Genomic DNA, 20,585 nt, shown 5'->3' on the forward strand with positions numbered 1-20,585 from the left:
CGCCCTCCCGAATTTCCGGGTGGCCATTCATGTGGGTAGGTCCGCACGTCGAAGGGATCAACCGGCCGAGCCCGGGTCAGCCCACGTGGATGCCGTTGTCAGCGAGGTATTCGCGCGCACGGCCCATCTGCCGGTCGGTAGAGAAGGCGTACCAGTGTTCGCTGAGGTTCTCGTCGTGGACGATTTCCCGGAACCGGAAGAAGGCGCCTTTGCCCTCGATCGCCCGCTCCAGTCGCTCTCGGAGGGCTTCCTCGTGCTGCCTGTCTGCGAAAGCTGCCATGTCCTGCCAGCCGTTCCCGGAACCCGTGCGGTTCAGCCGAAGCCATCGGTCCGGTTCATCCTCTACGTCGATCGCGGTGTCCTGCCCTATGATCATCGGGTCAGTGGCGGCCTCGTCGTACACCTGCCCGGTGTGCAGGTCGAGGTAGCCGCCGGTGGACAGATCGGGGTCCCCTTCCAAGATGATGCTGAGCATGTCGAGGTCCACGGGAACCACCCTGCCGGTCAGCGGCACGCGGCGCAGGGATGCCAGCAGGTCCTCGGCGAGCACCTGGTCACCGGCACAGCCGCGCCGGGTCAGCCGGTTGATGACCGACAGTGCCACGGGTTCGGCTTCCCGGCGCCTGTGCTCTAAGGCCATCGGTATGCCGGCCCCCACCTGCTGGAGGGTGTCATCGATGTCGCGTCCGGTCAGGGCTGCGAGGAAACGGGCCGCGTCTGCTGCCGCGATGGCTTCACGCATTTCGGGCAGGTCGAGCCTCGGCACCGAGACCTGGGCGGGCCATGCGTGCAGCAGCATCGGATGCGGTTCGCCCGGTTTCGCCGGGACCCGGCTCTCCCCGTCATCAGTGGACCACCGGCGCCCGTATTGGTCCGGGATGCTGCCCCAGCCCCAGTAGGGCAGAGGGAAATCAGGGCGGATACCCAATACCTCCAGCGGGTCGACCTTCGTCTCCTCGACCACGCACCGGTGCATCCAAGCGTCACCAAGGTCAAACATGAACTGAAACTCAGATCCCGGCCCCAGCGTCCGGGCGACCTTGGCGGTCGCGATGTCGATAGCTGTGATGATCGGCCCACCGCCGGATCCGGCCATCTCAGCTCCCGTCTCTTGGTCCGTGATTACCCGGCCGTCGTTCAGGGTGAACATGGACAGGTGCGAGCGGTCCCAACGGGCGAAGGCATCGTTGATGGCGTTGGCGAGATCCAAGAAGGTGTGCGACTGTCCAACCGCGAAGACTCGCCCCGGCCAGGGCCACAGCTCCTCACCACGACCACCGAGCAGTTCCACCGTCACCGATAACCAGGTTCGCGCCATACCCTCAGGATGGCACGAACCGCGGCCGCGCCCTTCGTCGCGTTACTGCACGCCGGCGGGCGCCAGCATCCCGAATGAGGGCGGGCGGCTCCGCGAGGAAGAGGGCGCGGAAAGTGATTTTAGGCGAGCAGTGTAGAAGCACTGCTTCCAAGCGTGCAGTGGAGGGCAGTCCTTGCTAGTCGAAGATTCCTGCTTCGGGGGTTTTGTGGGGAAGGGCGGTTTTGCCCGGGGCGGGGGTTTTGTGTCCGTCGTAGGCGCATTTTTTGAAGGGGCCTTCTTTGTCCATGAGGATGCGCATGTGTGGGTCGGCGTGGTTCAGCCACCAGGTGCTGACCCCGAGAGCAGGCTCCAGCCGTAGGTGTTCCCAGGCCCGCCAGATGGCTTCCATCCGGATGAGGGCTTCGGGATGTTTGTACCACTCGGGGCACCACGCGGAGGCGGCGCCTTCGTTGACTTCCCGGACGTAGGACTGGGCCAAGAGGTCAGCGAAGAACTCCACGGCGTTGGAGTAAACCAGTTCCGGTTCGGGCTCAGCCTGGCTGTGCTCGCCGGCTGGGGACTGCTCTTCTTCGTCTCCGAAGGCGTCCGCGAACTCTTCACTCACGCCTTGTCTCCATCGGTCCATGGATTGTGGGCGGCAACAGCCACAGGGGCGCGCGCAATTTTTTCCTTGGCTGCGAGGGAGTCTTTGACCTTTTGGGCGTGGGGCCCGTTCATCCAGGGGATCGTTTCGATCATGGTGGCCGGGGCACCGGAGGCGAGCAGGATGGCCCGGAACCGTGGCAGCGCTGTCAGGTCGGCAACCGAGAGGATTTCGTCTTTGCTTTCCTGCCGGGAGGAGGAGGATCCGTTTCTGCTGTGGCTGCGGGAGACGTTGATGTAGCTGTATTGGCCGATGAGGCGGGAGAGTTCGTCGAGGTAGCCGACTTCGGAGACGCCGCCGCCGTAGATTTTGACGTTGGATGCTGACCAGAGTTTCCGCATTCCTTCGAGGTTCCAGACTTCCACGCCCTGGGACCATGACTGCAGGATGGTCATGAGGATGATGCCGCGGGAGCCGTAGTGGCTGTATTGGTCCGGCAGGGCTTTCCACCTGCAGACGTTTGCCGCTTCATCGAGGATTCCCAGCAGCGGGGTTGCGAGGCGCCCGCCGGGTTGGGAGGTGGCGTACTTTTCGGCAGCTTCGACGACGGCGACGGTCAGGGCGGTGACCAGGGGGCCTGCGGTTCCGACGCCTTCGCGGGAGAGGCTGTAGAGCGTGCCTTTGCCGCGGACGAAGTCTTCGGGGACGAATTGTGGACGGGGGTCGGTGTCGACGGTTGTGCCTGGTGTTGGGGTGACCCATTGGCTGACGTCCCGGTCGGTGAGGCAGGAGACCATTTGCCGGGCGGTGCCGTAGACGCCGGCCCGCTGCTTTTCCGGTTCCCTGATGTGCCCGATGACCATGTCAGCCAGCAGGTCAAAGCCGGCGGTGCGGAGGATGTCAGCGGGTGCTTCGTCGTGCGGGCGGGTCAGCCAGGTGTACACCTGCGTAATCGGGGCGGCGCTGAGTGAGGCGGCGAGCAGGAGGGCTTTGAGCAGGTTTTGCCCGGCCGGGTCGAAGTAGGCGTCGGGTTTTGTTCCGGGTTCCCGGGAGCCTGCGGCGAAGTGCTGGGCCATGTTCCCTGCCGTGGCTTCGTTCTTCACGTAGGACAGCGGGTTCCACCACCACGATGGCTCTTCCTCGGCAACGGCCTGCGGGTCAAAGACCCACACTTGGCCGGCCTCGGAACGGATGGGGCGGGTGACGTCGACGATGTCGCGTTTGTTGGACGTGGCAATCACCGCACCGGGCGCGTCAAGGATGGCGGGGACGGCGTAGGAGGTGGTCTTCATCGTGCGCGGCCCGGCGATGAGGATCAGCATGTCCTCCCAGGATGCCCAGAGCGGGCGCTTGCCGGCAACGCTGCGGCCAAGGCGGACACCGGTGGAGTTTTCCACGCCGAGGCGCACAGCAGTTGCCGTGGCGCCCTTGGTTGAGAGGTGGTTCAGGTCCTTGCCCCGGCCCATGTACACCGCTGCCTTGTCCACCCTGGTGCGTTTGCTCGCGGTCCGGGACCGGACCACCAGTACCGTCACCACCAGCGCGATCAGGACACCGGCCAGCACGCAGGCCACCACCGTGGACTGGCCCGGCCAGGGCACCCGGCCCTTGGCGAGCCCGGCGATCAGGTCGATCGGGTGTGCCGGAGGGGCGGTGAGGCCGGCCATCCATGATCCGAGGTGGGCGGCGGCCCAGGTGCCGCCGCCGAAGATGGTTGCGGCGCCGATGGCGAGCCAGATCCCCAGGGCGTCGCCGAGGCCGGTTCCCTTGCGGTTCGGGGCACTCATGCCGCACCTTCTTCCCGGATTGGAGTTGCCGCATCCAGCAGGGTTTCTGCCGGTGCATGCCAGCGCTTATTTGTGTCATTGAGCGAGGATTCGATGGAGGTTAAACCGATGGTCAAGGGGATGCCGGGGCGGCCGCCGACCTTGATCAGGAACTTTCCCCGGCCCGGGGGTTCGACGTCACCGCCGCGGGAGTCCCAGGCGGGCGGGTCCTGCCACGAGATGAGCTTCTGCTGTTCCTGCCTGGAGAGCGGGATCGCAGCCGTCAGCAGCGGCATCTCGGACGCCGGGAGCCCTGCGCAGATGACCATGCCGGAACGTTCAACGAACCCGCGGGCTTTCATCCTGTCTTCTTCTGCCGGGAGGGCCAGCAGGTCGGACATGGTGTGGGAGATCATGACCTGCCCGACACCAACACTCCTGTTCAGGCGGGTGAGGGCGTCGACGCGGTCGACCATGCCCTTGCCGGAGCGCAGCGCCCGCCATAGCTCATCGAGGACGACGAAGTAGTTCCTGCGCGGTTCCAGCCCGGCATCGGCGAGGGCGTTGGCGACGTTGACGGTCCCGAATCCGTAGGACCAGCACGCCAGGAGGACCGCTGCCTGCAGGTCGGTCTCGGTTTCGTCGATGCTGGAGACATCGAAGACCACGGCCCGGTCCCTCCGCATGGGGTTGGTGGTCTGCTGAGAGAAGATTTCCCCGAGCTTCCCGCCCCCGGTCAGGCCCAGCAGGGTCGCTTCCAGCGCGCGCGTTTCCCGCAGGTAGACGGTCATGTCGCCGCGGTCCAAAGCGACCTGGCGCAGCTCGGCCGGTGCCGCGGTGATGACGTCCAGGAGGTCTTTCAGGACCGGGATTCCGTCGAACGTGTCATCGAGCACCCGCAGGGCCCGGTCAAGGATGGTCTGTTCCTGATCCGTCGGGGGTGAGTTCCGGCTGATCGTGATGAGGGAGACGACCATGTTCAGCCGCCGGCCGTGGGCGTCGGCCCGGACCCGGACTGCCGCGTCGTGGTGCCCTTCTTCTTCCAGCAGCTGGGCGACCTCGACGGCCTGGCCGGGATCAAGGATGTTCAGGTAGCCCCGTCCCCGGCCGAGCCGGATGACCTGACCGCCCAACGCCTCGACCGCGTCGACGTGCTCTGCCTTCAGGTCCCCCAGCACGAGGGGGTGCACGCCCTGGCCGGAGAGGCCCAGAAGCATCCTGCGCACCAGTGTGGATTTCCCCAGCCCGGGTTTTCCGAGGATGAACGCAGAAGGGTTGGAGATCAGGTGGGCGCGCTGGAACCAGCTGATCGGGTCGCAACAGACTGTCGCCTGGGTTTCCTCATGCCGGCCCAGCGGCACACCAATCATCGGCGACGACGTGCCGGAGCTGAACGGCCACAACCCGCATACCTGCACGGTCGTGCCCCGGTACTCCCGCACCGCAGGAACCAAGGCAGCTGCTCCCCCACCACGGCCGCCCCAGCCGCGTGAGCCGGGACCCCGGACACGGCCAGGACGCGACGTCCCCTCCCCTTCACCGGCGGAAGACTTTTTTGCTGTATTTACTGTTTTCACTTTTTTCGCTTGCAGGAACGTGAAGCGGGCCATTTAGAGGGCCTCCCTGATTTCGCTGGGCAGCAGGATGTGTCTGGGCAGCACCAGGCCCAGCGGCAAGGACGCGGCGAAAGCGGTGTCCTGTGAGCCGTAGGCGCGGCGGAGCAGGACCCGGGCGGTCCCGGAGGTCTGCTCGATCGCGGCCACCGCATCCGGAAGCCGGGTGGCGTCGGTGACCGTGGCAGTGACGACCATGCCGAAGTTCACGAGCCCGGCACCCTGGGCTTCTTCCTGGGCTGTCTGGGCCGCCGACCGGGCATCGACCAGGGCACGGGCGCTGGGACGGTTTCCGGAGGTGATCCGGACGTTGGCGTTGTTCTGGTCCCGCTCGACCACTGCGGCGGCCCGGGCCGAGTCCATCGGGCGGTAGAGCAGGGAGACGCGTTTGCGGTCAACGTCGCCGTGCGGGGCCAGCAGCCGGGACAGGACAGAAGAGTTCACCGAACCCCGCGGCGCACCCGTCATGGTCCAGGAGACAGAGAACGCGCTGTCGTGCCGGTACTCGTCCCAGCCGGCCTGGGTTGCGGTGGGGCCGACCTCGCCCCAGGTCAGGACGACCGGGGAACCGGCCGCGTGGGCTTCATCGATAATCAGCGCCGCGGGCGGGTCGTAGGCAATCCGTACGACCTCGCACAGTTCCTGCGCTGACATCGGCCGGGCGATCCCGGCTCCGGTGGACTGCAACCGGGCACCCAGCCCGGGAATTCGCGAGGCGATGTCGCGGGCGACGTCCTCCGGTTCCCGCTTCTTCGACCCTGCACGGAGGGAGGCGTTGAAGGTCAGGGACACCCAGGCCCGCACGGTCGCCGATCCTTCCGGGTAGGTCCGGATGACCTCCCGGAGGATGGCCTTGGCGGCTTCGGGGGCGTTTTCGTCAATGTTCATTTCGACTTCATTGCGCAGTCGGTAGCCGGAGTCCGGGGCTGTCTCCACGGTTACTGCGGCGGCTTCCAGCCCTGCCTCATCGCCCAGTCCGGCGAGCCAACCGCCCCAGTTCGCCACCCACGCATCGACCTGCTCGGGATCCACGAGGGAGGCGCCGTCGGGTTCGGTGGAGAAGATGACGGTGAAGTGGTTGGTGGTCGGTATGTGGAGCATGGCGAAGGGGCGGTTGTAGGAGTCGTTGAACTCATACAGGCGTGACTTCGCCGCCAACCCCGGGAGCTGGTACATGCCCCACTCCGTCACCCCCAGCGGACCCGAGCGGTACAAGTTTGCACCCGAGGAACGGGCGAGCCGGAAATTCATCCGGGTGGCGAAACGATCAACCACGGACTGGCCGTGCTTATCCTTGACGGTCAGCAACAGGACCAGCACCCCAGCAACGGCCAGGACGCCGAGCCCTGCAAAGAGACCCCAAATGGCAAAACTGATGATGCCCAGCAGCAGCCCGGCCATGACAATGCCGGTACCGATAGCGCCAAGGTCACCCAGACCTGCGGACCTCGGGACACGCCAGTTTCCGTAGGACGGTTCCTTGTATTCGGTATTAATTGCTGCCACTGGGGCCCTCCCCCGTTGAATCCTGCGCTGTCTGTTGTGCGGCCGAAGAGACCCGTGAAGCTACCTGCGCGCCGACGGCCACAGCGACACCGGCCGGACCTGCAGCCTTCGCCGCCCCCGACGCGGCCCCGGCACCAGCTGTGCCGGCCCCCGCCCCTGCTGTCGCAGCACCGGGGCTTCCTGTAGTGCCCTTCCCCGGCACTCCCCCGGCTCCCGACGCTCCGGAGGATCCCGGTGAAGGTTTAGCATTGCCGCCGTTGGTCCCGCCGGGACCTTGGCTGCCGCCAGGAGACGCACCATTCTTGGACGGCTGGCTGGGCGGGGTCGGGGAAGCATTCCCGCGGCCGCTTCCGCTGCGGCCCAGCGATACAGCACCAGTGGCCATGGCCCCTGCAGCAGCAGCGGCTCCCCCGCCAGAACCCGACGCGACCGCACCAACCATCGGGGTGACAAACCGCATCAAAGCAGGCAAGGCCAACAGCGCGACGATCATCAAGGCAAAGCCCGTAATGGAGCCAATCAAAGCGTTCGTGCCGGAAAACGAGCCCATAAGCTGAAACGCCACCGCGTACACGATCGCTGCCGCCGGCTTATAAAGAATGAACGCGATCGTCCAGCCCATAGCCTTCTGAAACCACTGCCGGCCCATCTCCGTATTGGTGAAAGCGGCGGTGGTGGGCAAAATGCCAGCCAAGATGACCAACATGCCGCTGCGGACGACCATAAGGACGATCTGGACCAGTGACGCGAGCAGGCCCACCAGGCCCAGGATGATCAGGATGAAAACCCCTATGCCGGGCTGGTTCACCATGACCAGGACGCTCATGGCGTCCGCGAAGCCCTTGCCGTCCGTGGAGCGTTCGATGATGGCTGCTGAAAACTCATCAGCTGCGATCACCAGGATGGAGATCACCCCCAAGCCAAGACCCGCAACCAGAGTGAGGGTTAGGAGAGCCCGGAGCAGGTCTTTCAAGGGTGCGCCCCGCTGCTCCCAAATCATCCGGGTGCCGCCAAGAATGACGGAAAGAACGGCCAACGTCAGCGTCCAGTAAGACAGTTCCGAATTAAGGAAACCCACCACAGGGCTGGCCGTCACACCATCCTCCGTCGTGAGATTTGTGGTCGGCATACTTACCCAAAACGTGGAGAGCGTTGTCACCAACTGGCTCATTCCCTCCAAAATTGCCTTAGCGAGGTTTCCGATGGCGTCGTCGGCTATACCGGCGGCCACGTTTCCGGCTTCACATCTCCAGTCCCCAAATCCGCACTCGGCCATGTCAGACCCCAGACCAAGGAATGAATCCGCTCAAATCTCTGACTTGTGAAAAGTCATTGACCATTTCTCCGGAGTCAGCAACGGCTAATTTCCAGTCGCCGTCTATCCACTCCATCGGTAACACCGCATGTCCAAGTACTCCGTTAGAACCCTCCATGGCGACATCAACGTTGGCCTTCTCGGGTGAGTAGCTTTTCAAAACAAAGCCGCGAAATTGGACGGAAGTCGCCGCACTATTGCTGGAACTGGATGTAGTGGCGGCGTCCTTCATGGCCGCGTCCCTGCCGGGGCCGGGAACCAGGAGCTTTTCCGTGACTTTGGCTGTTAGATCGGGGTTACCTGCAGACGTCATGGCGATTAGGTTCGCGGCAGCATAGAGGGCTCCGGTTGGGGACTGGGCATAGCAATAGCGGAACCCGTCTTGCTCCTCCACCCCGGGCCCGTAACTCTGAGGCTCGTTTGGTGCAGCGATTTTTCCTACGAGTGCCCATTCCGTTTGAGGGGCGCGTCCCAACGCCGTCTCAGAGCTAGCTTTTAGGCCGCATACGCTTTCGCTTCCAGCCATGGTGGAGTCAGGAGCAGAGCTGTTCACTGAGGGTGCCGGCCCCGGCTGTGCGTCACCGTCCCCTTTCGGGATCATGAAGATGACGATGACGGCTGCAATCAGTGCGACCACGAGGGCGGCCGAAATGATGAATCCGGGTTTGGTGAATGGATTCTGTTCGGTGGTGTTCTGTGTGGATTCGCTCATGGTGAACCTCCGGGGATTGGGTTAGACGAAGGCGCGGACGATGCCGGAGGCGCCGGTGATGATGATGCAGCCGGCGAGGACCCAGCCGAGCTTGGCGATGGATTCGCCGCCTTCGCCGCGTCGGAGCTGGATGACCATGCCGATGCCGACGATGATCACGCCCAAAACGCCGAGGACCAGGCCGATGCCGGAGGCCCAGTTCAGTACGGTGAGCAGGCCCTGTGCCTGGGGAGGCACGACAGGGGTCGGATTCGGGATGACGCTGGCGGGAAGAGCTGCGATCAAGTTCATGGTGAGACCTTTCGAAGGATGGCGCTGTAGAGCTGTTGATTGATTAGTTGGTGAGGGCTGTGAGGTCGGCGATCACGCGTTGATACTCCCGGCCGGGTTTCCCGGTGTTGGTGTCCCCTAGCCGCCAGGACTCGACCCAAGGGAGCATCCAGAGCCGGGGGGCTCCCCCGCCGATGAGAGCTGCGAAGTCCCGCAGGGCTTTGGGTAGTTTTCCCGGTGCATCGGCCATGACCGCGAGGCCTAGCAGGTTGACGTCGGGAGCTGCGCCCGAGGCCCATTGGATGAGGGCTCTTTGCGCGGCTTTCAGTCCGTGCATGTCTGAGCGGCAAACCAGGAGGACGGCAGGCTTGCTGAAGCCGTCTTCAAGGATGGGCCAGGCATGTTCTGTCGGGCGTGCGCCCTCGACGAGGTGGCTGAGCCGGGTTTCGCCCGCTCCTCCATGAACACCGGTAACCCAGACCGTGGCCGTACCGGTGACCGCGCGACGGGCGAGGCGGTCAGCTGCGTCCGGTTCCACCATCCCCAGGACCGGGCGGGTGATGATCACCGGCGGAGAAACATGTTCATCTGCGGTGGCGGCTTCGGGCTCTGCCGTTTCTGGGCTGGTGATCCAGGGGTTCAGTTGCTGGTTCATCTGCATCCTCCTTTCAGGACTGGATTGTGGCGGCAAAGGATACTTAGAAGCCGGTGGCGACGGCGGCCGCGGCCGCCAGCCATGCCCGTTGGGTAGCGGGTTGGAGGGCTTCATAGCGGATAGGTCCGTTGACCAGCGCCGGGTCGTACGGAATCCTCACGACAGCCCGGACGAACGGTTCAAAGCCGTCCGCAATGCGCTGCGCCTCGTCCTTGGCCCGCTTCAACGCATCCCCGGACATGGCGCGCTTCGCGTCAGTGGATTCAGAGACGATCACAACTGCGTTGCGGGCCAGTTCGGCGTCGTGGCCACCACGGGATTCGAGGGTCTGCAGCGTCAACCGGGCAGCTTCGGCGCGGTCCTCAATGGCCGTCACCGGCACGACGAGCTGGTTGGTGTGGTGAATCATCCGGCGCCAGTTCGCCGCCCGGGCGGTGTTGCCCGAGTCCATGACCACCAGCCGGTAATAGCGGGTAAGGACCTGGTGGGCGATGTCCACTTCCTCAGCCGTTACCTCGTGGTCGCCTTCCTCGTTCTCATCCGAGCGCAGGACATCGAACTTGTCTGCGGTCTGGTGGTGGACGAACTTGGCAATCTCGGCGGCGTTCGTTGACGGGGAAAGCAGTTCGGTTGAGGAATCAATCAGGTCCAGGACACTGCGGTCATGGGCACCCTTTTCCGTGCGCCACCCCAGGGTGCCTTGGGATTCGTTGTTGTCCCAGGCGACGGTCGCGGCCCCGCTGTAGCGGGCGAGGATGGCCGAGAGCATAACCACCGTGGGGGTCTTGTTCGCACCACCCTTGCGGTTGACCACGGCAATGGTCCGGGGACCGGGCCAGTGCTGGCTGACGGTGCGGATATCCTCCCGCTCGGAGAGCTCTTCTGCGGAGGGGTCCATCCGGAAGCCGAGGCGCGTGAGCGCACCCCGCCAGCCCTGTGTGGCAGGTTCCAGGACCGGTGCGCTGACCAGGAAGGAGGTTTCCTTCAAGCTGCGCCGGGTCGGTGCCTCCTGCGCTTCCGGGGCCGGTGTGGATGTGGTTGCGGGTGTCAGGGTCATGAATGTTCCTGTCGCTAATGGGACGGTTCCCGGTACGTCAGTAATCGGCTCGTCTTTGATGGGCGCTGGGATGGTTTCTGCAGCCGCAGGAGCGGGCTGTGCCGCCGTGGGGGTGGGAGCTTCTGCCATGCGGCGGCGGGGGGCTTTGGCCACGTAGTTGACGGACTCCTTAGTGCCGTCCGGGTTTACGATCAGCTCACCCTGACCGTCCGGGTCATCGACCTGGACACGGACCGGGCGGTTCAGCGTCTTCGCCTCCCTGACGACGAGGGACAGGGCGTTGTCGCGGAGTTGCTGCAAGGATTCTGCCGCTTTCACGTTCCGGGAGTTGCCGGCAACAACGACCTCTGCCGTGCCGTTGGCACGGACGATGGCGTTGATCTTTGGGAAAGTTGGGACATCTGTCTGGTTCATGACCATAGCGTTCTACCTTTCTGAAACGTGGTTAGGAGTGTCAGGAAGCGGGTGGTGTAAGGCGGTTGACCTTCCACGGGGACTCCTTGCCCGTTCGGAGCAGCTGCACCGTGTAGGTCCCGGCGTCGGTCGGTACCGCTGCCATGACTCCGTAGCCGTTGGCTTCATCGACGCCCAGTGTGGCCGGGCCGGTGACGCGGGTGGCTGGGATGTTGGCCGGGTCCACGGCCGAGTAATCGGCGGTGGCCTGTGGCGTCAGCCAGCGGGCAAGATCATTGGCCCATTGCTTTTCCTCCAGACCGGGGCGGGCAAAGTCAGTCATAGCCTTTTCAGCGACGTCCTCGGCTGCGTCCTTGCTGGCCTGATCCCAGCTGATGCCGATCGTGGCCGGGACCGTGCCCCCGGGAGCCTGTGGGCCACTGCTGGCGCTCAGCGAAACCGGCGCTGAAGGCGTGGCTGCCGTGGGCTCAGCCGGTGCCGGCGTGGTGTTCGCTGCCGGTGCGCACGCGGCGCAGAGCAGAGCCACGGCGATGAGGGCCAGGGGCTTGTTCATTTCTTCTCCTCTTGGGTGGGCAGGTACAGGAAAGCTGACGGAACGGCGTTGCTGACCGTTCGGGTGTAGTAGTTGTGATCGTCCGGGGGCGGGTTGCCGTTGTAGCCCTCTTCGACGTAGGTCCCGTCGTCCTTGACTTCCTTGACCACGGCGACGTGACCGAAGGTAGGGTCCGCTCCCCCGGCTCCCGGGGCGTACCAGACGACCGCCCCGACCCGAGGTGTGGTGCCGGTGGCCCATCCTTTGGCGTCCCAACCGGCCTTCCACGTTAGGGCCGAACCAAGGCCCTGCCCGTCCGGGCGGAACGTGCCGTTGAGGAACTTGAACGGCTCACCGGTAGACCCCATCTGCTGGTTCACCCGCCACAACGCGAAGTCCACACACTCGCGGTAGAACATGCCCAGCGGCGATGCGGCCGCTGGGCCTGTTCCGACCTGCATCCATGTCGGGGCGTCTTTCCACGGGTAGTCATCCCCGGCACCAGACTTCCCCGGAATGGCGCAGTCGCTGCCTTCGAGGGAGAACTTCCCGTCCGAGAGTGCCTGGACGAGCTTGACGGCCTCGGGCCAGTACTTCTGGTAGTGGTACGGGTCTGCGTTGCGCTGGACCTTGTTCCCGGCAAGGGTCGGTTCCAGGAGTTCCCAGCCCTCGACCTTCTGCAAAGCCTTGATGAAATTCGTGGCGCTGATGGTCGGGTCCATGCGGTCCGCATAGGAGCCCCACGCGCCGTTATCGCGCTGCTGGAACAACCCACGGGAATCCGGGCCCGGTCCGTCGCCGTAGTCCAGAACGCGCAGCCCCGACTCCCCCAGGGACACCATGACGCTGATCATCTGACCCTTCACGGACAGGTTCAGTGCGTTACCGGCACTCATGATCGCCGCGGCGTTTTTCAACTGCTCTTCGGTGTAACCCTCGACCTCGGTATCACCGTCGATAGCAACAGCGACGGCCGGCCCGCAGGTCGCCACAGCGGACTTTGCCGGGGCTAGCAGCAGGAGCATGGTGAAGATCAGGCCAAAGAAGAGGCCGGGGATGGCAATGACTGCCACTACGCCAAGCGACTTCCGCTGCATTAGGACAGTCCCCCGTCCCGGTTGCGTACCCAGGACTCTTGGCGCCGCAGGGCAACAACCCCGAAATAGAAGGCTTCAAGTTCTTGGGATGCACGCTCACGAAGCTCTCCGTGCATCGGCCACGGTGTGCCGAATGCCAACAAGTCGGTCACTGCCTGCACTCCCCCAAAAAAGACATCGTTTCCACAACTACCAGCCCCCGCGGACATTTCTCCACCGAGTGGACACAGCCCGCCATTTTCCACAAATTCAGAGCAAAACGCTTGTCAAAAGAGCTCTTTGAGACGGAACTAACTCCAAGACATCGCTGCGCTCACTAGGTCGCCTGCCCCTTTCCTATGGCTAACGCGCACCTTCTAAGACCACAGTCTAGTGCATTTAATGCATTAGTTGTAGCTGGTAGTGCATTAAATGCACTAGCATGATCGAATGGGTAGGTAAGACAAAATAGGAGGATGCCGCGCTATGTCAGTCCCAGCTCACCGATGCCAAAGAAGCTCGCGACGTTGACCGAAATCCTTGGCATTCCCCAGCTGCGGGCAGAAATCCTGCGCTTCCTCTCGCAACACCCGGACGGGGCAACGTCCGGTGAAATAGCGGCCGCTATCGGTACCCGCTACCAAACAGTTCAACGACACTTGGAACAGTTGGAAGAGCTGAAGGCGGTAAAAGCCAGTGTGAAACCGCCGCGCCAGGGCCATCATGTTGTCTTTAAGATCAAGCCCAACGTCTTGGCGGAAGCGGTCGAAAAAAACGCTTCCTACATACAAGGCTCATAACGACACGCCGGGGTAACAGCGTCCCACTTAAGGCAATCGGATTGCTATTGGCTAGTGCTCAGTACCCCGAACTAGGAGGACCCATGGCACGGATGCATAAAGGCGATCGTCAGACCGTCACATCTAAGATTCCGCGGGCGGACGCCGAAAAGCTCAACAGGGTTGTTGAGATCACGTCCGAAAGCCGCTCCGAACTTCTTGCGCGGCTGCTGCATGACCACCTAAAGACCATTGATCTTGATGCCCTAGACGGCCAGGAGGCTTTGCCTATCGCAAAGGCCAGTTAAAAACTGAAGGCCCGCACTAAGGCGGGCCTTCAAAGCGTATGTAGTTCAGATCCGAAATCTTGGCGGACCACGATCTGAACTTTATCCAACACCCACCCAGTGGGTGGATCTTGTCGTACCCCCCGAGGAAGGAACTGGTCCTATCGTACCGCTTTTGGCATCCGCGTCAACGCACCCCAACAGCAGTGTCGGCTGCCAATTCGCGCCTGCTGACGCCTGGGTCCTTGCTCCACTTATCGCAGGCCATGCGTCATACCGTCTTGGCCGGTGGATAGGTGACCGTTTCCAGTACCCCCGACCCAAAGTTGTAGCCAACATCACTGCTGCGCTGCCGGCGCGTCCGGCAGCTGTCATGGTCCACGGGCCAGATGGCAGCGTTGCCACACTCTGCCTCGACCTGGACACGTCGAAAGCCGTCAAAGCAGTCGTTGACGCAGACGCAGAACGCCTGCGCACCATGCTCACCACCTGTGGTGTCGTCTTTGTGGAGGACTTCTCCCCCAGCGGCGGTCGGCACCTGTACATCCCGCTCCGGCAACGCCTAGATGCGGCCGAGGCGCGCGAACTTGTAGAAGCGTTGGCCCTGACAGCAGCGAGCTTGGATCCGAGCCCGCACCAGAACGTCACCGACGGATGTATCCGCGTCCCTGGCTCGGCTCACAAAACCGGTGGCCACCAGGTACTCATCACCCCCCTGTCCCAGGCATACGACGTCCTGCGGCGTAGAAACGCACCTGCAGCTATCGCGGCCCTCCGGACCGCGCTAGGGCCTGAACTGGCCCGCAACCGTGTCCTGAAATCGCATCGGGCCAAAACAGCTGCGGCACAGCGCACAGCGGCCCACCATCTGCTGCGGCTGCATAGTGGCAGCGAGACCGCGCTGCGCCGAACCGCTCGCACTGGCCTCTACGACACAACACGCTACAAGAGCCCCTCTGAGGCCCGCATGGCCGTTCTCAACCACTTCAACGCCTGCGGCTGGACCCTCGCCCAGGTAGAGAACGAACTGAACGGCCAGTTCCCCGGCCTCGCCGCCCTCTACGACACGACTGCGAAGCAAAATCGACTCATCAAGCAGGAATGGGCCAAGGCCGAAGCTTGGACAAAAGCTGAACCCCGCGAAGGAAGGGGGAAAGATGCACTTATTAACAACACAAGCCCCACAAAACCCACAGGGGGGGCATCCAACCGCAGCACAGCTTCAATCCACCAACTCGTGAACGACCTGGAAAATGTGCTCTACGCGGTACTCGACCACAGACTCAAAGAACGCGGCCGCGAAGGCCTCAGCCTCCGCTTCCTCATCCGCGCGCTCCTCGCCTACATGAGGACGAAGGAAACCGATCTTCTGGACATTGGATGCCGCACTCTGGCCGCAGCTATGGGAAAGCACCACGTCACGATTGCGAGGCTCCTGCCCGCCTTGGTCCAAGCCTCAGATGGCATCCTCACCAAAGTCGCTGACGCCCGCCACAAAGCAGCAGATGTATATCTCATTCAGCTACCCGAGCAGTATCAACAACTGGCCCGTGAACTCAGCTGGCGAAAAGGCAAAATTCACTCCATACGGCCCGTGTTCCGCGCCCTCGGCGACGCAGCAGCCCTTGTCTACGAGACAATCGAGCGCGGCCGCCACTCCCCTACTAGCGCAGAACTCATACGAAGCAGCGGAATCAGCCGCACAACCGTTGAGAAGGCCCTCATCGCAATGAAAGCGTTTGGCATGATCCACCGGGACGGCCGGCACTGGAAGATCACCGCCACAGCTAATCTTCGCGCCCTCGCGGAACGGCTGGGCGTAATGGAGGACTACCAAGCCCAGATAAGCCGCAACCGGCGGGAACGTGCTGCCTGGCACGCTTACTTGGATCGATTTTTGGACGGCCGAGTAAACGAAGGTGACCTTTACGATCCCGAGCGTGAAGAACATTGGGTGCCACCCGATGACGCGGCGTTGTGGCTGGCAGCGTAGACGATACCCAGGAGATGTTGGGTTTGCCGGTTTCGCAAGTGAAAAAGCATAGACAGGGAAGCCAGCTTCTCAAGTAGAACTACTGTTGCTGCCCTACGTCCTGGGGTCACGTCCCTTGGCGGGAAACGACTACCCCGGTAAACGAGTAACCCGGTAGATGTTGGGCTCGCGGGTTCACCAGTCGTCGTTTATGGGTTCGTCCGGTTGCACAAGTGAAGAAAGGATAGACGGGGAAGACGGGCTGGCAAGTCGAATCACGCTGGTTTCACTTGGTTCGCTGGTTTCGCAGGGTCCGCTGGTTTCACAAGTGAAAAAAGCCTAGACGGGGAAGACGGGCTGGCAAGTCGAGCCCTGCTGGTTTCACATGGTTCGCTAGGTTCACATGGTTCACTTTGTTAGCTGCTTTCTCTTGCTCCACTTGGTTCGCTGGTTTCGCAGGGTCCGCTGGTTTCACAAGTGAAAAAAGCCTAGACGGGGAAGACGGGTTGGCAGTCGAACACTGCTGTTTTCACATGGTTCACAAGTGAAAAAAGTAAAGACACGGAAACCAGCTTCCCAAGTAAAGCCACTGTTGCTGGTTACGCTGGAATCACTTTGGAAGGGGAACATATGAAACTCGATGTGGACCGCGGTGCCCTCAGCCGCGTCATTGCGGTAATAAATGGGAAGGGCGGGGTTTTTAAGACCAGCCTGGTTGCAAACGTTGGGGGACTTCTTGCCGAGGGCGGGTCGCGAGTGCTCCTCGTGGACCTTGATCCCCAGGGAAACCTTGCCGAAGACCTTGGCTATGCCGATCAAGGTGACGGAGGTAGAAGCCTGGCAGCCTCGCTGTGCTTTGGGGGAGAACCAGATCTGCTCTTGAGCGTGCGCCCTAATTTGGACGTCATCGCCGGAGGTCCTCAACTTGATGATGCTGCCGCTTTCCTTGGAGCAAAGGCCCAGAAGGACCGTGACGCTGCACAGCTAGCTCTGGCTAAACTACTGGCCAGGGTGGCGGGGGAGTACGACCTTGTTCTGCTCGATTGTCCTCCAGGGAACGAGCCGTTGCAGGCTGCAGCTGTGGCTGCCGCCCGGTACGCGTTGGTGCCGCTCAAGACCGACATGTCCAGTCGTAAGGGCGTCGCCGCAGTCGCAGCGCGCATGGACAGCGTTGTTGGACTCAACCCGGCGTTGGATCTGTTGGGCGTCGTCCTGGTCGGGACCGGTACGAATTCTAAGCAGGTACACAAGGTCACCCGAGACCACCTCACAGCAGATTTTGGTACTGACGAAGTGCTGTTTCCGATGTCCATTCGGCATGCAGAGGCAACCGCCCAGGCGTGTCGGGAACGCGGATTGCTGGCCCACGAACTGGAACGGGAACTTAGCAAAGGACCGAAATGGTGGGAGGTCCTCCGCGGGGAAGCGAAAGCCGGGAACGCGGGGCCGAAGTCGGCTTCCAGCGTTGCCGAGGACCTCCATGCAGTTGCTATGGAAGTAACGCGCCGCATCGCTGTCGCAGAATCCCAGGAGGTCAACGCGTGAGCGCCGAAGCAACAACACCCGGCCGGCCCGCACTTGGCTTGCCTCCTAAACGCAATGCCGCACCCTCCCCAGATGCCCCCCTGGCCCGAATGCTCCCCGGGCACCGACCCGAGGCGCCGAAAAAGGAGGAACCCAAGGATTCCGAAACAGCCAACATGACGGTGAGTATCCCCGCTGCGCTCCGCAACCGGGCGCGGGCCGCGTACAAGGCGACCAGCTACGCCGAAGGAGACAACACCTGGAGCCATTTCGTGACCAAGGCCATCGAAGCAGAAACCGCGCGCCGCGAAGCCGAACACAACCAGGGTGAGATGTATCCATCCTGGGGAGAAAAACTTCCCGGCGGCCGACGTCTCAAAGACAGCTGAACAGCACCGCTAGGTCCGTAGATCGACACTGGGGTATTGCGGACTGACGGAAAAGCAGTGGGCAGGTTTATTCGTAGAACCTGGACAGGGGCTGGGTGCATCAGTGACGCTGCCAGAGGTTCGTCATGGGGTGAACTGGGCGGACGTGCGGCAGAGCCGATCTGCTAGCTGCACCGCGACTTATCAGGCTCGCCCCGCCGGAGTGGAGACCACGCTGTCCTGCGCCGGGAAGCAGCTAGTTCTGGCCGCCGTCGATCACGCGCAGGGCAGGGGCGTCTTTCGGCCACGGATACAAGGTGTCGACCCGCTCAAATCCCAGGACGCCTTCAGGCTTTTCGAGGATGACAGAGTCCTGGTGGGAGCCCGCAGCATGGGCAAGTGCCGCCAGCACAAGATCCAGCAACGCCCGGTCGAGCCCCGGTACAACGTCGGAGAGTGCAACCTGCTCATCGCCTCCAAGGGATGCCGCGATCATCAGGAATCGGTGCTCACCACCGGAAAGCCCGTCTATGTTCTGGGGGATGGCCTCGAAATCGATCCAGCTGCGGCCTTGCTCATCGCTGTGCATCCATGGCCAGCCCGCCTGGGCGAAGCGCCCGTTGAAAGCACGGAGAAGAAGTTCTGTGGCGGCTTCGCAGGGGAGGGAGCCTCGTGCCCATTCACGTAGCGCCTGGGGAGTGAACGTCATAGGTGCATCATGTCACGGCTGACTCGGCCCACGGCGTGAGCCGGCAGGTCTCCCGAGCTTAGGTCCGGTCAGATCTACTGAATGCCCGCGCGATCGCTTGGATGGGGTAAGCCGTCAGCCAGGTAATCCCAGCAAGAATCAGAAGAATCCCCACAGCGGTCAGCTGCCCGATGAACATCAGGAGCGCCACGACCAACGTTCCACCATAGGTCAGGACAAAACTCAACGTGTCCGTGTCAAAGGGCATTAGTGGTCAACAAGTCAGGGGAGGGGGAGCGAGGCGGCAGGTGCCGGTACAAGGTGGTGCGTTTCAGCCCAGTCTTGGCGGTGATCTCCTTCATGGAGAAGCCCTTGTCTCGCAGCAGGGCGGCGTGTTCGAGCTTGTCGGCATCGATCACGGAAGGCCGTCCAGTGCGGCGCCCGTTGGCAGATGCCACTGCGCGGGCATGTGAGGCGCGTTCTGCTGCATAGGTTCGTTCCATCTCTGCGAAGAGTGCCAGCATGACAACGGCCAGTTGCGCCATGGGGCTGTTCGGGTTCGAAGTGTCGATGGGCAGGGGATCAGCCAGCGTCCGGACACCGACGCCGCGTTCCTTGAGTTCGTGGACCAGGTTTAGGGTGTCCCGCACTGTCCGCCCCAGCCGGTCCAACGTGTGGACCACAAGCACGTCGCCGGCTCTGGCGTGACGTAACGCGTCCTGGAGCCCCGTGCGATCGGTGGTGGCGCCGGACTTCTTGTCCGAGAAGACCGTTTCGATGCCGGCGGCCGCCAAGGCGTCCAGTTGCCGGGCCAGATCTTGTTTCACCGTTGACACACGCGCATACCCAATCTCCATGCCTAAAACCGTACCGAAAGTTGTCCCTGTGACGGGCCATTGTGGCGGGGGTTTTGGAACAACAAACGGGACAGTCAGATTAAGCGGCATCTAGACGATCCTGTCAGTTTCAGAAGTCGTCTGCACAGAATGTCCGAAGTCGTCTGCACTGGATGTATGTCGGCACGCAGAAACCGCGCTTTCGGCGGTGGCCGGTGCGGGGGCGCAAGCGGCCGGGAGCCGCCTGGTTTTAAAGCCTGGCGTAGGCCCAGCCGCCCCATTGGGGCTGGGCAAGGTGGGTGATGGCCGCGGGAACCATGCCCATGCCGGGCGCGAGGTCCTTTTCTTCCAGGCCGGCGGAGCGCACGCTGTTGCCGCAGGCGAGGATACGCACGTCCAGTTGCCGGGCGCTTTTGACGGCTTCGGTAGCGGGTGAGTTTGTGGCCAGGAGTTTCACACCCGGGCCCCGGACAACCACTTCAATCCCGGTTCCCGGGGTGAGTGCGGCGCGGGCGTTGGCGGCGCTGCGGAGGATGCCGGTCAGGGCGTCCTGCTCAAGCGGCCCGACGGTGTGAATGACTAAGCCCCTGCCGCTGCCGTCGTTGGCGGTTTCTGCGGGCGGCCCTGTTTATGGGCACATTACTCGGTTGTTTCACTCAGCCCGGCGAGGGCCGTGCGGAGGCGGGTGCCGGCGTCGTCTGCTATTTCTTTGACGGAAGGGGCGCCGCTGAGCTGGACCATGGTCTGGGGGTCGATTGCTTCCACCGTGGTCACGTCTGCATCCTTGTTCCGGCGCACCACGACATTGCACGGCAGCAGGGCGCCGATTTCAGGTTCGGCGGCAAGGGCGCGGCTGGCAAGAGCCGGATTGCAGGCGCCGAGGATGACGTAATCCCCGACGGCGTCTGCTGCTTCAGTGCCAAGCTTGGCTTCGAAGGTGGACCGGACGTTTATTTCCGTCAGGATTCCGAACCCCTGCGCCGCAAGGGCCTCGCGGGTGCGCTGCAGCGCTTCCGCCCAGGGAAGGGAGACGGTGGTGGCCAGGGTGTACGTCATGGTGCTCCTCGAAGTTGCTCGACGGTCCGCTGATTAGGCAAGGGAGAGGAAAAGCTTCTCCAGGTCCTTCTTGTCCATGGTTGCATCTTTTTGGACAATGCACTGCTCCAGCCCGGTGGCAATGATGGCGAAACCGGCACGGTCAAGGGCCTTCGACACGGCGGCGAGCTGGGTGACGACATCCTTGCAGTCCCGGCCTTCCTCGAGCATCCGGGTAACGGCGGCGAGCTGGCCCTGGGCGCGCTTGAGGCGGTTGAT

22 protein-coding genes are annotated in these 20,585 nt (G+C 63.0%); 5 read left to right on the forward strand and 17 right to left on the reverse strand.

Annotated elements, in window-relative coordinates:
• Window positions 1-76: 76 nt before the first annotated feature.
• From PV772_RS09950 to PV772_RS10005, 12 genes are all read right to left on the reverse strand, one after another.
• The gene (locus tag PV772_RS09950; protein WP_347886031.1) at window positions 77-1,318 is read right to left on the reverse strand and encodes a UPF0158 family protein; all 1,242 of its coding nucleotides are present in this window, start codon (window positions 1,316-1,318) and stop codon (window positions 77-79) included.
• Window positions 1,319-1,493: 175 nt separating this feature from the next.
• Complete coding sequence (locus tag PV772_RS09955) at window positions 1,494-1,922, reverse strand: DUF4913 domain-containing protein (RefSeq protein ID WP_028272989.1); 429 nt, start codon at window positions 1,920-1,922, stop codon at window positions 1,494-1,496.
• Complete coding sequence (locus PV772_RS09960; protein WP_347886032.1) at window positions 1,919-3,688, reverse strand: TraM recognition domain-containing protein; 1,770 nt, start codon at window positions 3,686-3,688, stop codon at window positions 1,919-1,921. Before PV772_RS09960 ends, PV772_RS09955 begins: the two co-directional genes overlap by 4 nt.
• Window positions 3,685-5,277, reverse strand: a complete 1,593-nt coding sequence (locus PV772_RS09965; RefSeq protein ID WP_347886033.1) for a DUF87 domain-containing protein — start codon at window positions 5,275-5,277, stop codon at window positions 3,685-3,687. Before PV772_RS09965 ends, PV772_RS09960 begins: the two co-directional genes overlap by 4 nt.
• Window positions 5,278-6,786 (reverse strand): SCO6880 family protein, encoded by a 1,509-nt coding sequence (locus PV772_RS09970; protein WP_347886034.1) that lies wholly within the window; start codon window positions 6,784-6,786, stop codon window positions 5,278-5,280.
• On the reverse strand, window positions 6,773-8,062 hold the full coding sequence (locus PV772_RS09975) for a hypothetical protein (protein WP_347886035.1): 1,290 nt from the start codon (window positions 8,060-8,062) through the stop codon (window positions 6,773-6,775). Before PV772_RS09975 ends, PV772_RS09970 begins: the two co-directional genes overlap by 14 nt.
• A 1-nt stretch (window position 8,063) precedes the next feature.
• Entirely contained in the window at window positions 8,064-8,813 is a 750-nt protein-coding gene (locus tag PV772_RS09980; protein WP_347886036.1) for a hypothetical protein, read from the reverse strand.
• 21 nt (window positions 8,814-8,834) lie between these two features.
• Window positions 8,835-9,104 (reverse strand): hypothetical protein, encoded by a 270-nt coding sequence (locus PV772_RS09985; RefSeq protein WP_139031148.1) that lies wholly within the window; start codon window positions 9,102-9,104, stop codon window positions 8,835-8,837.
• A 43-nt stretch (window positions 9,105-9,147) separates the two neighbouring features.
• A complete protein-coding gene (locus PV772_RS09990) occupies window positions 9,148-9,738 on the reverse strand; it encodes a DUF6668 family protein (protein ID WP_347886037.1) in 591 nt (196 codons plus the stop codon).
• 43 nt (window positions 9,739-9,781) lie between these two features.
• Window positions 9,782-11,209 carry a chromosome partitioning protein ParA gene (locus PV772_RS09995; protein WP_347886038.1) on the reverse strand — a complete coding sequence of 476 codons (1,428 nt, stop codon included), beginning with the start codon at window positions 11,207-11,209 and terminating at the stop codon, window positions 9,782-9,784.
• Between the two features lie 40 nt (window positions 11,210-11,249).
• Window positions 11,250-11,762: a hypothetical protein gene (locus tag PV772_RS10000; RefSeq protein WP_347886039.1), complete on the reverse strand. Its 513-nt coding sequence runs from the start codon at window positions 11,760-11,762 to the stop codon at window positions 11,250-11,252.
• Window positions 11,759-12,838, reverse strand: a complete 1,080-nt coding sequence (locus PV772_RS10005) for a CHAP domain-containing protein (protein ID WP_347886040.1) — start codon at window positions 12,836-12,838, stop codon at window positions 11,759-11,761. The genes PV772_RS10000 and PV772_RS10005 overlap by 4 nt, the downstream gene beginning before the upstream one ends.
• Window positions 12,839-13,293: 455 nt before the next feature.
• Here PV772_RS10005 and PV772_RS10010 point away from each other — a divergent pair, with 455 nt between their 5' ends.
• The 5 genes from PV772_RS10010 to PV772_RS10030 all read left to right on the forward strand — a co-directional run bounded on the left by PV772_RS10010 (window position 13,294) and on the right by PV772_RS10030 (window position 17,768).
• Window positions 13,294-13,617, forward strand: a complete 324-nt coding sequence (locus PV772_RS10010) for a helix-turn-helix domain-containing protein (RefSeq protein WP_139031143.1) — start codon at window positions 13,294-13,296, stop codon at window positions 13,615-13,617.
• Window positions 13,618-13,700: 83 nt separating this feature from the next.
• The gene (locus PV772_RS10015; RefSeq protein ID WP_012311495.1) at window positions 13,701-13,904 is read left to right on the forward strand and encodes a hypothetical protein; all 204 of its coding nucleotides are present in this window, start codon (window positions 13,701-13,703) and stop codon (window positions 13,902-13,904) included.
• Window positions 13,905-14,256: 352 nt separating this feature from the next.
• Window positions 14,257-15,876, forward strand: coding sequence for a hypothetical protein (locus PV772_RS10020; protein WP_347886041.1), 1,620 nt, complete (start codon window positions 14,257-14,259; stop codon window positions 15,874-15,876).
• A gap of 609 nt (window positions 15,877-16,485) precedes the next feature.
• Window positions 16,486-17,400 carry a ParA family protein gene (locus tag PV772_RS10025; RefSeq protein ID WP_012311493.1) on the forward strand — a complete coding sequence of 305 codons (915 nt, stop codon included), beginning with the start codon at window positions 16,486-16,488 and terminating at the stop codon, window positions 17,398-17,400.
• Window positions 17,397-17,768: a hypothetical protein gene (locus tag PV772_RS10030; RefSeq protein ID WP_347886042.1), complete on the forward strand. Its 372-nt coding sequence runs from the start codon at window positions 17,397-17,399 to the stop codon at window positions 17,766-17,768. The genes PV772_RS10025 and PV772_RS10030 overlap by 4 nt, the downstream gene beginning before the upstream one ends.
• Before the next feature lie 235 nt (window positions 17,769-18,003).
• Here PV772_RS10030 and PV772_RS10035 read toward each other — a convergent pair whose 3' ends face one another.
• The 5 genes from PV772_RS10035 to PV772_RS10055 all read right to left on the reverse strand — a co-directional run.
• A complete protein-coding gene (locus tag PV772_RS10035) occupies window positions 18,004-18,456 on the reverse strand; it encodes a hypothetical protein (RefSeq protein WP_347886043.1) in 453 nt (150 codons plus the stop codon).
• A 236-nt stretch (window positions 18,457-18,692) separates the two neighbouring features.
• Entirely contained in the window at window positions 18,693-19,292 is a 600-nt protein-coding gene (locus PV772_RS10040; RefSeq protein WP_347886044.1) for a recombinase family protein, read from the reverse strand.
• A gap of 229 nt (window positions 19,293-19,521) precedes the next feature.
• A complete protein-coding gene (locus PV772_RS10045) occupies window positions 19,522-19,848 on the reverse strand; it encodes a DsrE family protein (RefSeq protein ID WP_347886048.1) in 327 nt (108 codons plus the stop codon).
• 62 nt (window positions 19,849-19,910) lie between these two features.
• The gene (locus tag PV772_RS10050) at window positions 19,911-20,327 is read right to left on the reverse strand and encodes a DUF302 domain-containing protein (RefSeq protein WP_109864065.1); all 417 of its coding nucleotides are present in this window, start codon (window positions 20,325-20,327) and stop codon (window positions 19,911-19,913) included.
• A gap of 33 nt (window positions 20,328-20,360) precedes the next feature.
• A partial coding sequence (locus PV772_RS10055) for a metal-sensitive transcriptional regulator (protein ID WP_347886045.1) occupies window positions 20,361-20,585 on the reverse strand: 225 nt, incomplete at its 5' end.

The sequence above is a fragment of the Pseudarthrobacter sp. CC12 genome (assembly GCF_039907755.1).
Classification (GTDB): domain Bacteria; phylum Actinomycetota; class Actinomycetes; order Actinomycetales; family Micrococcaceae; genus Arthrobacter; species Arthrobacter niigatensis.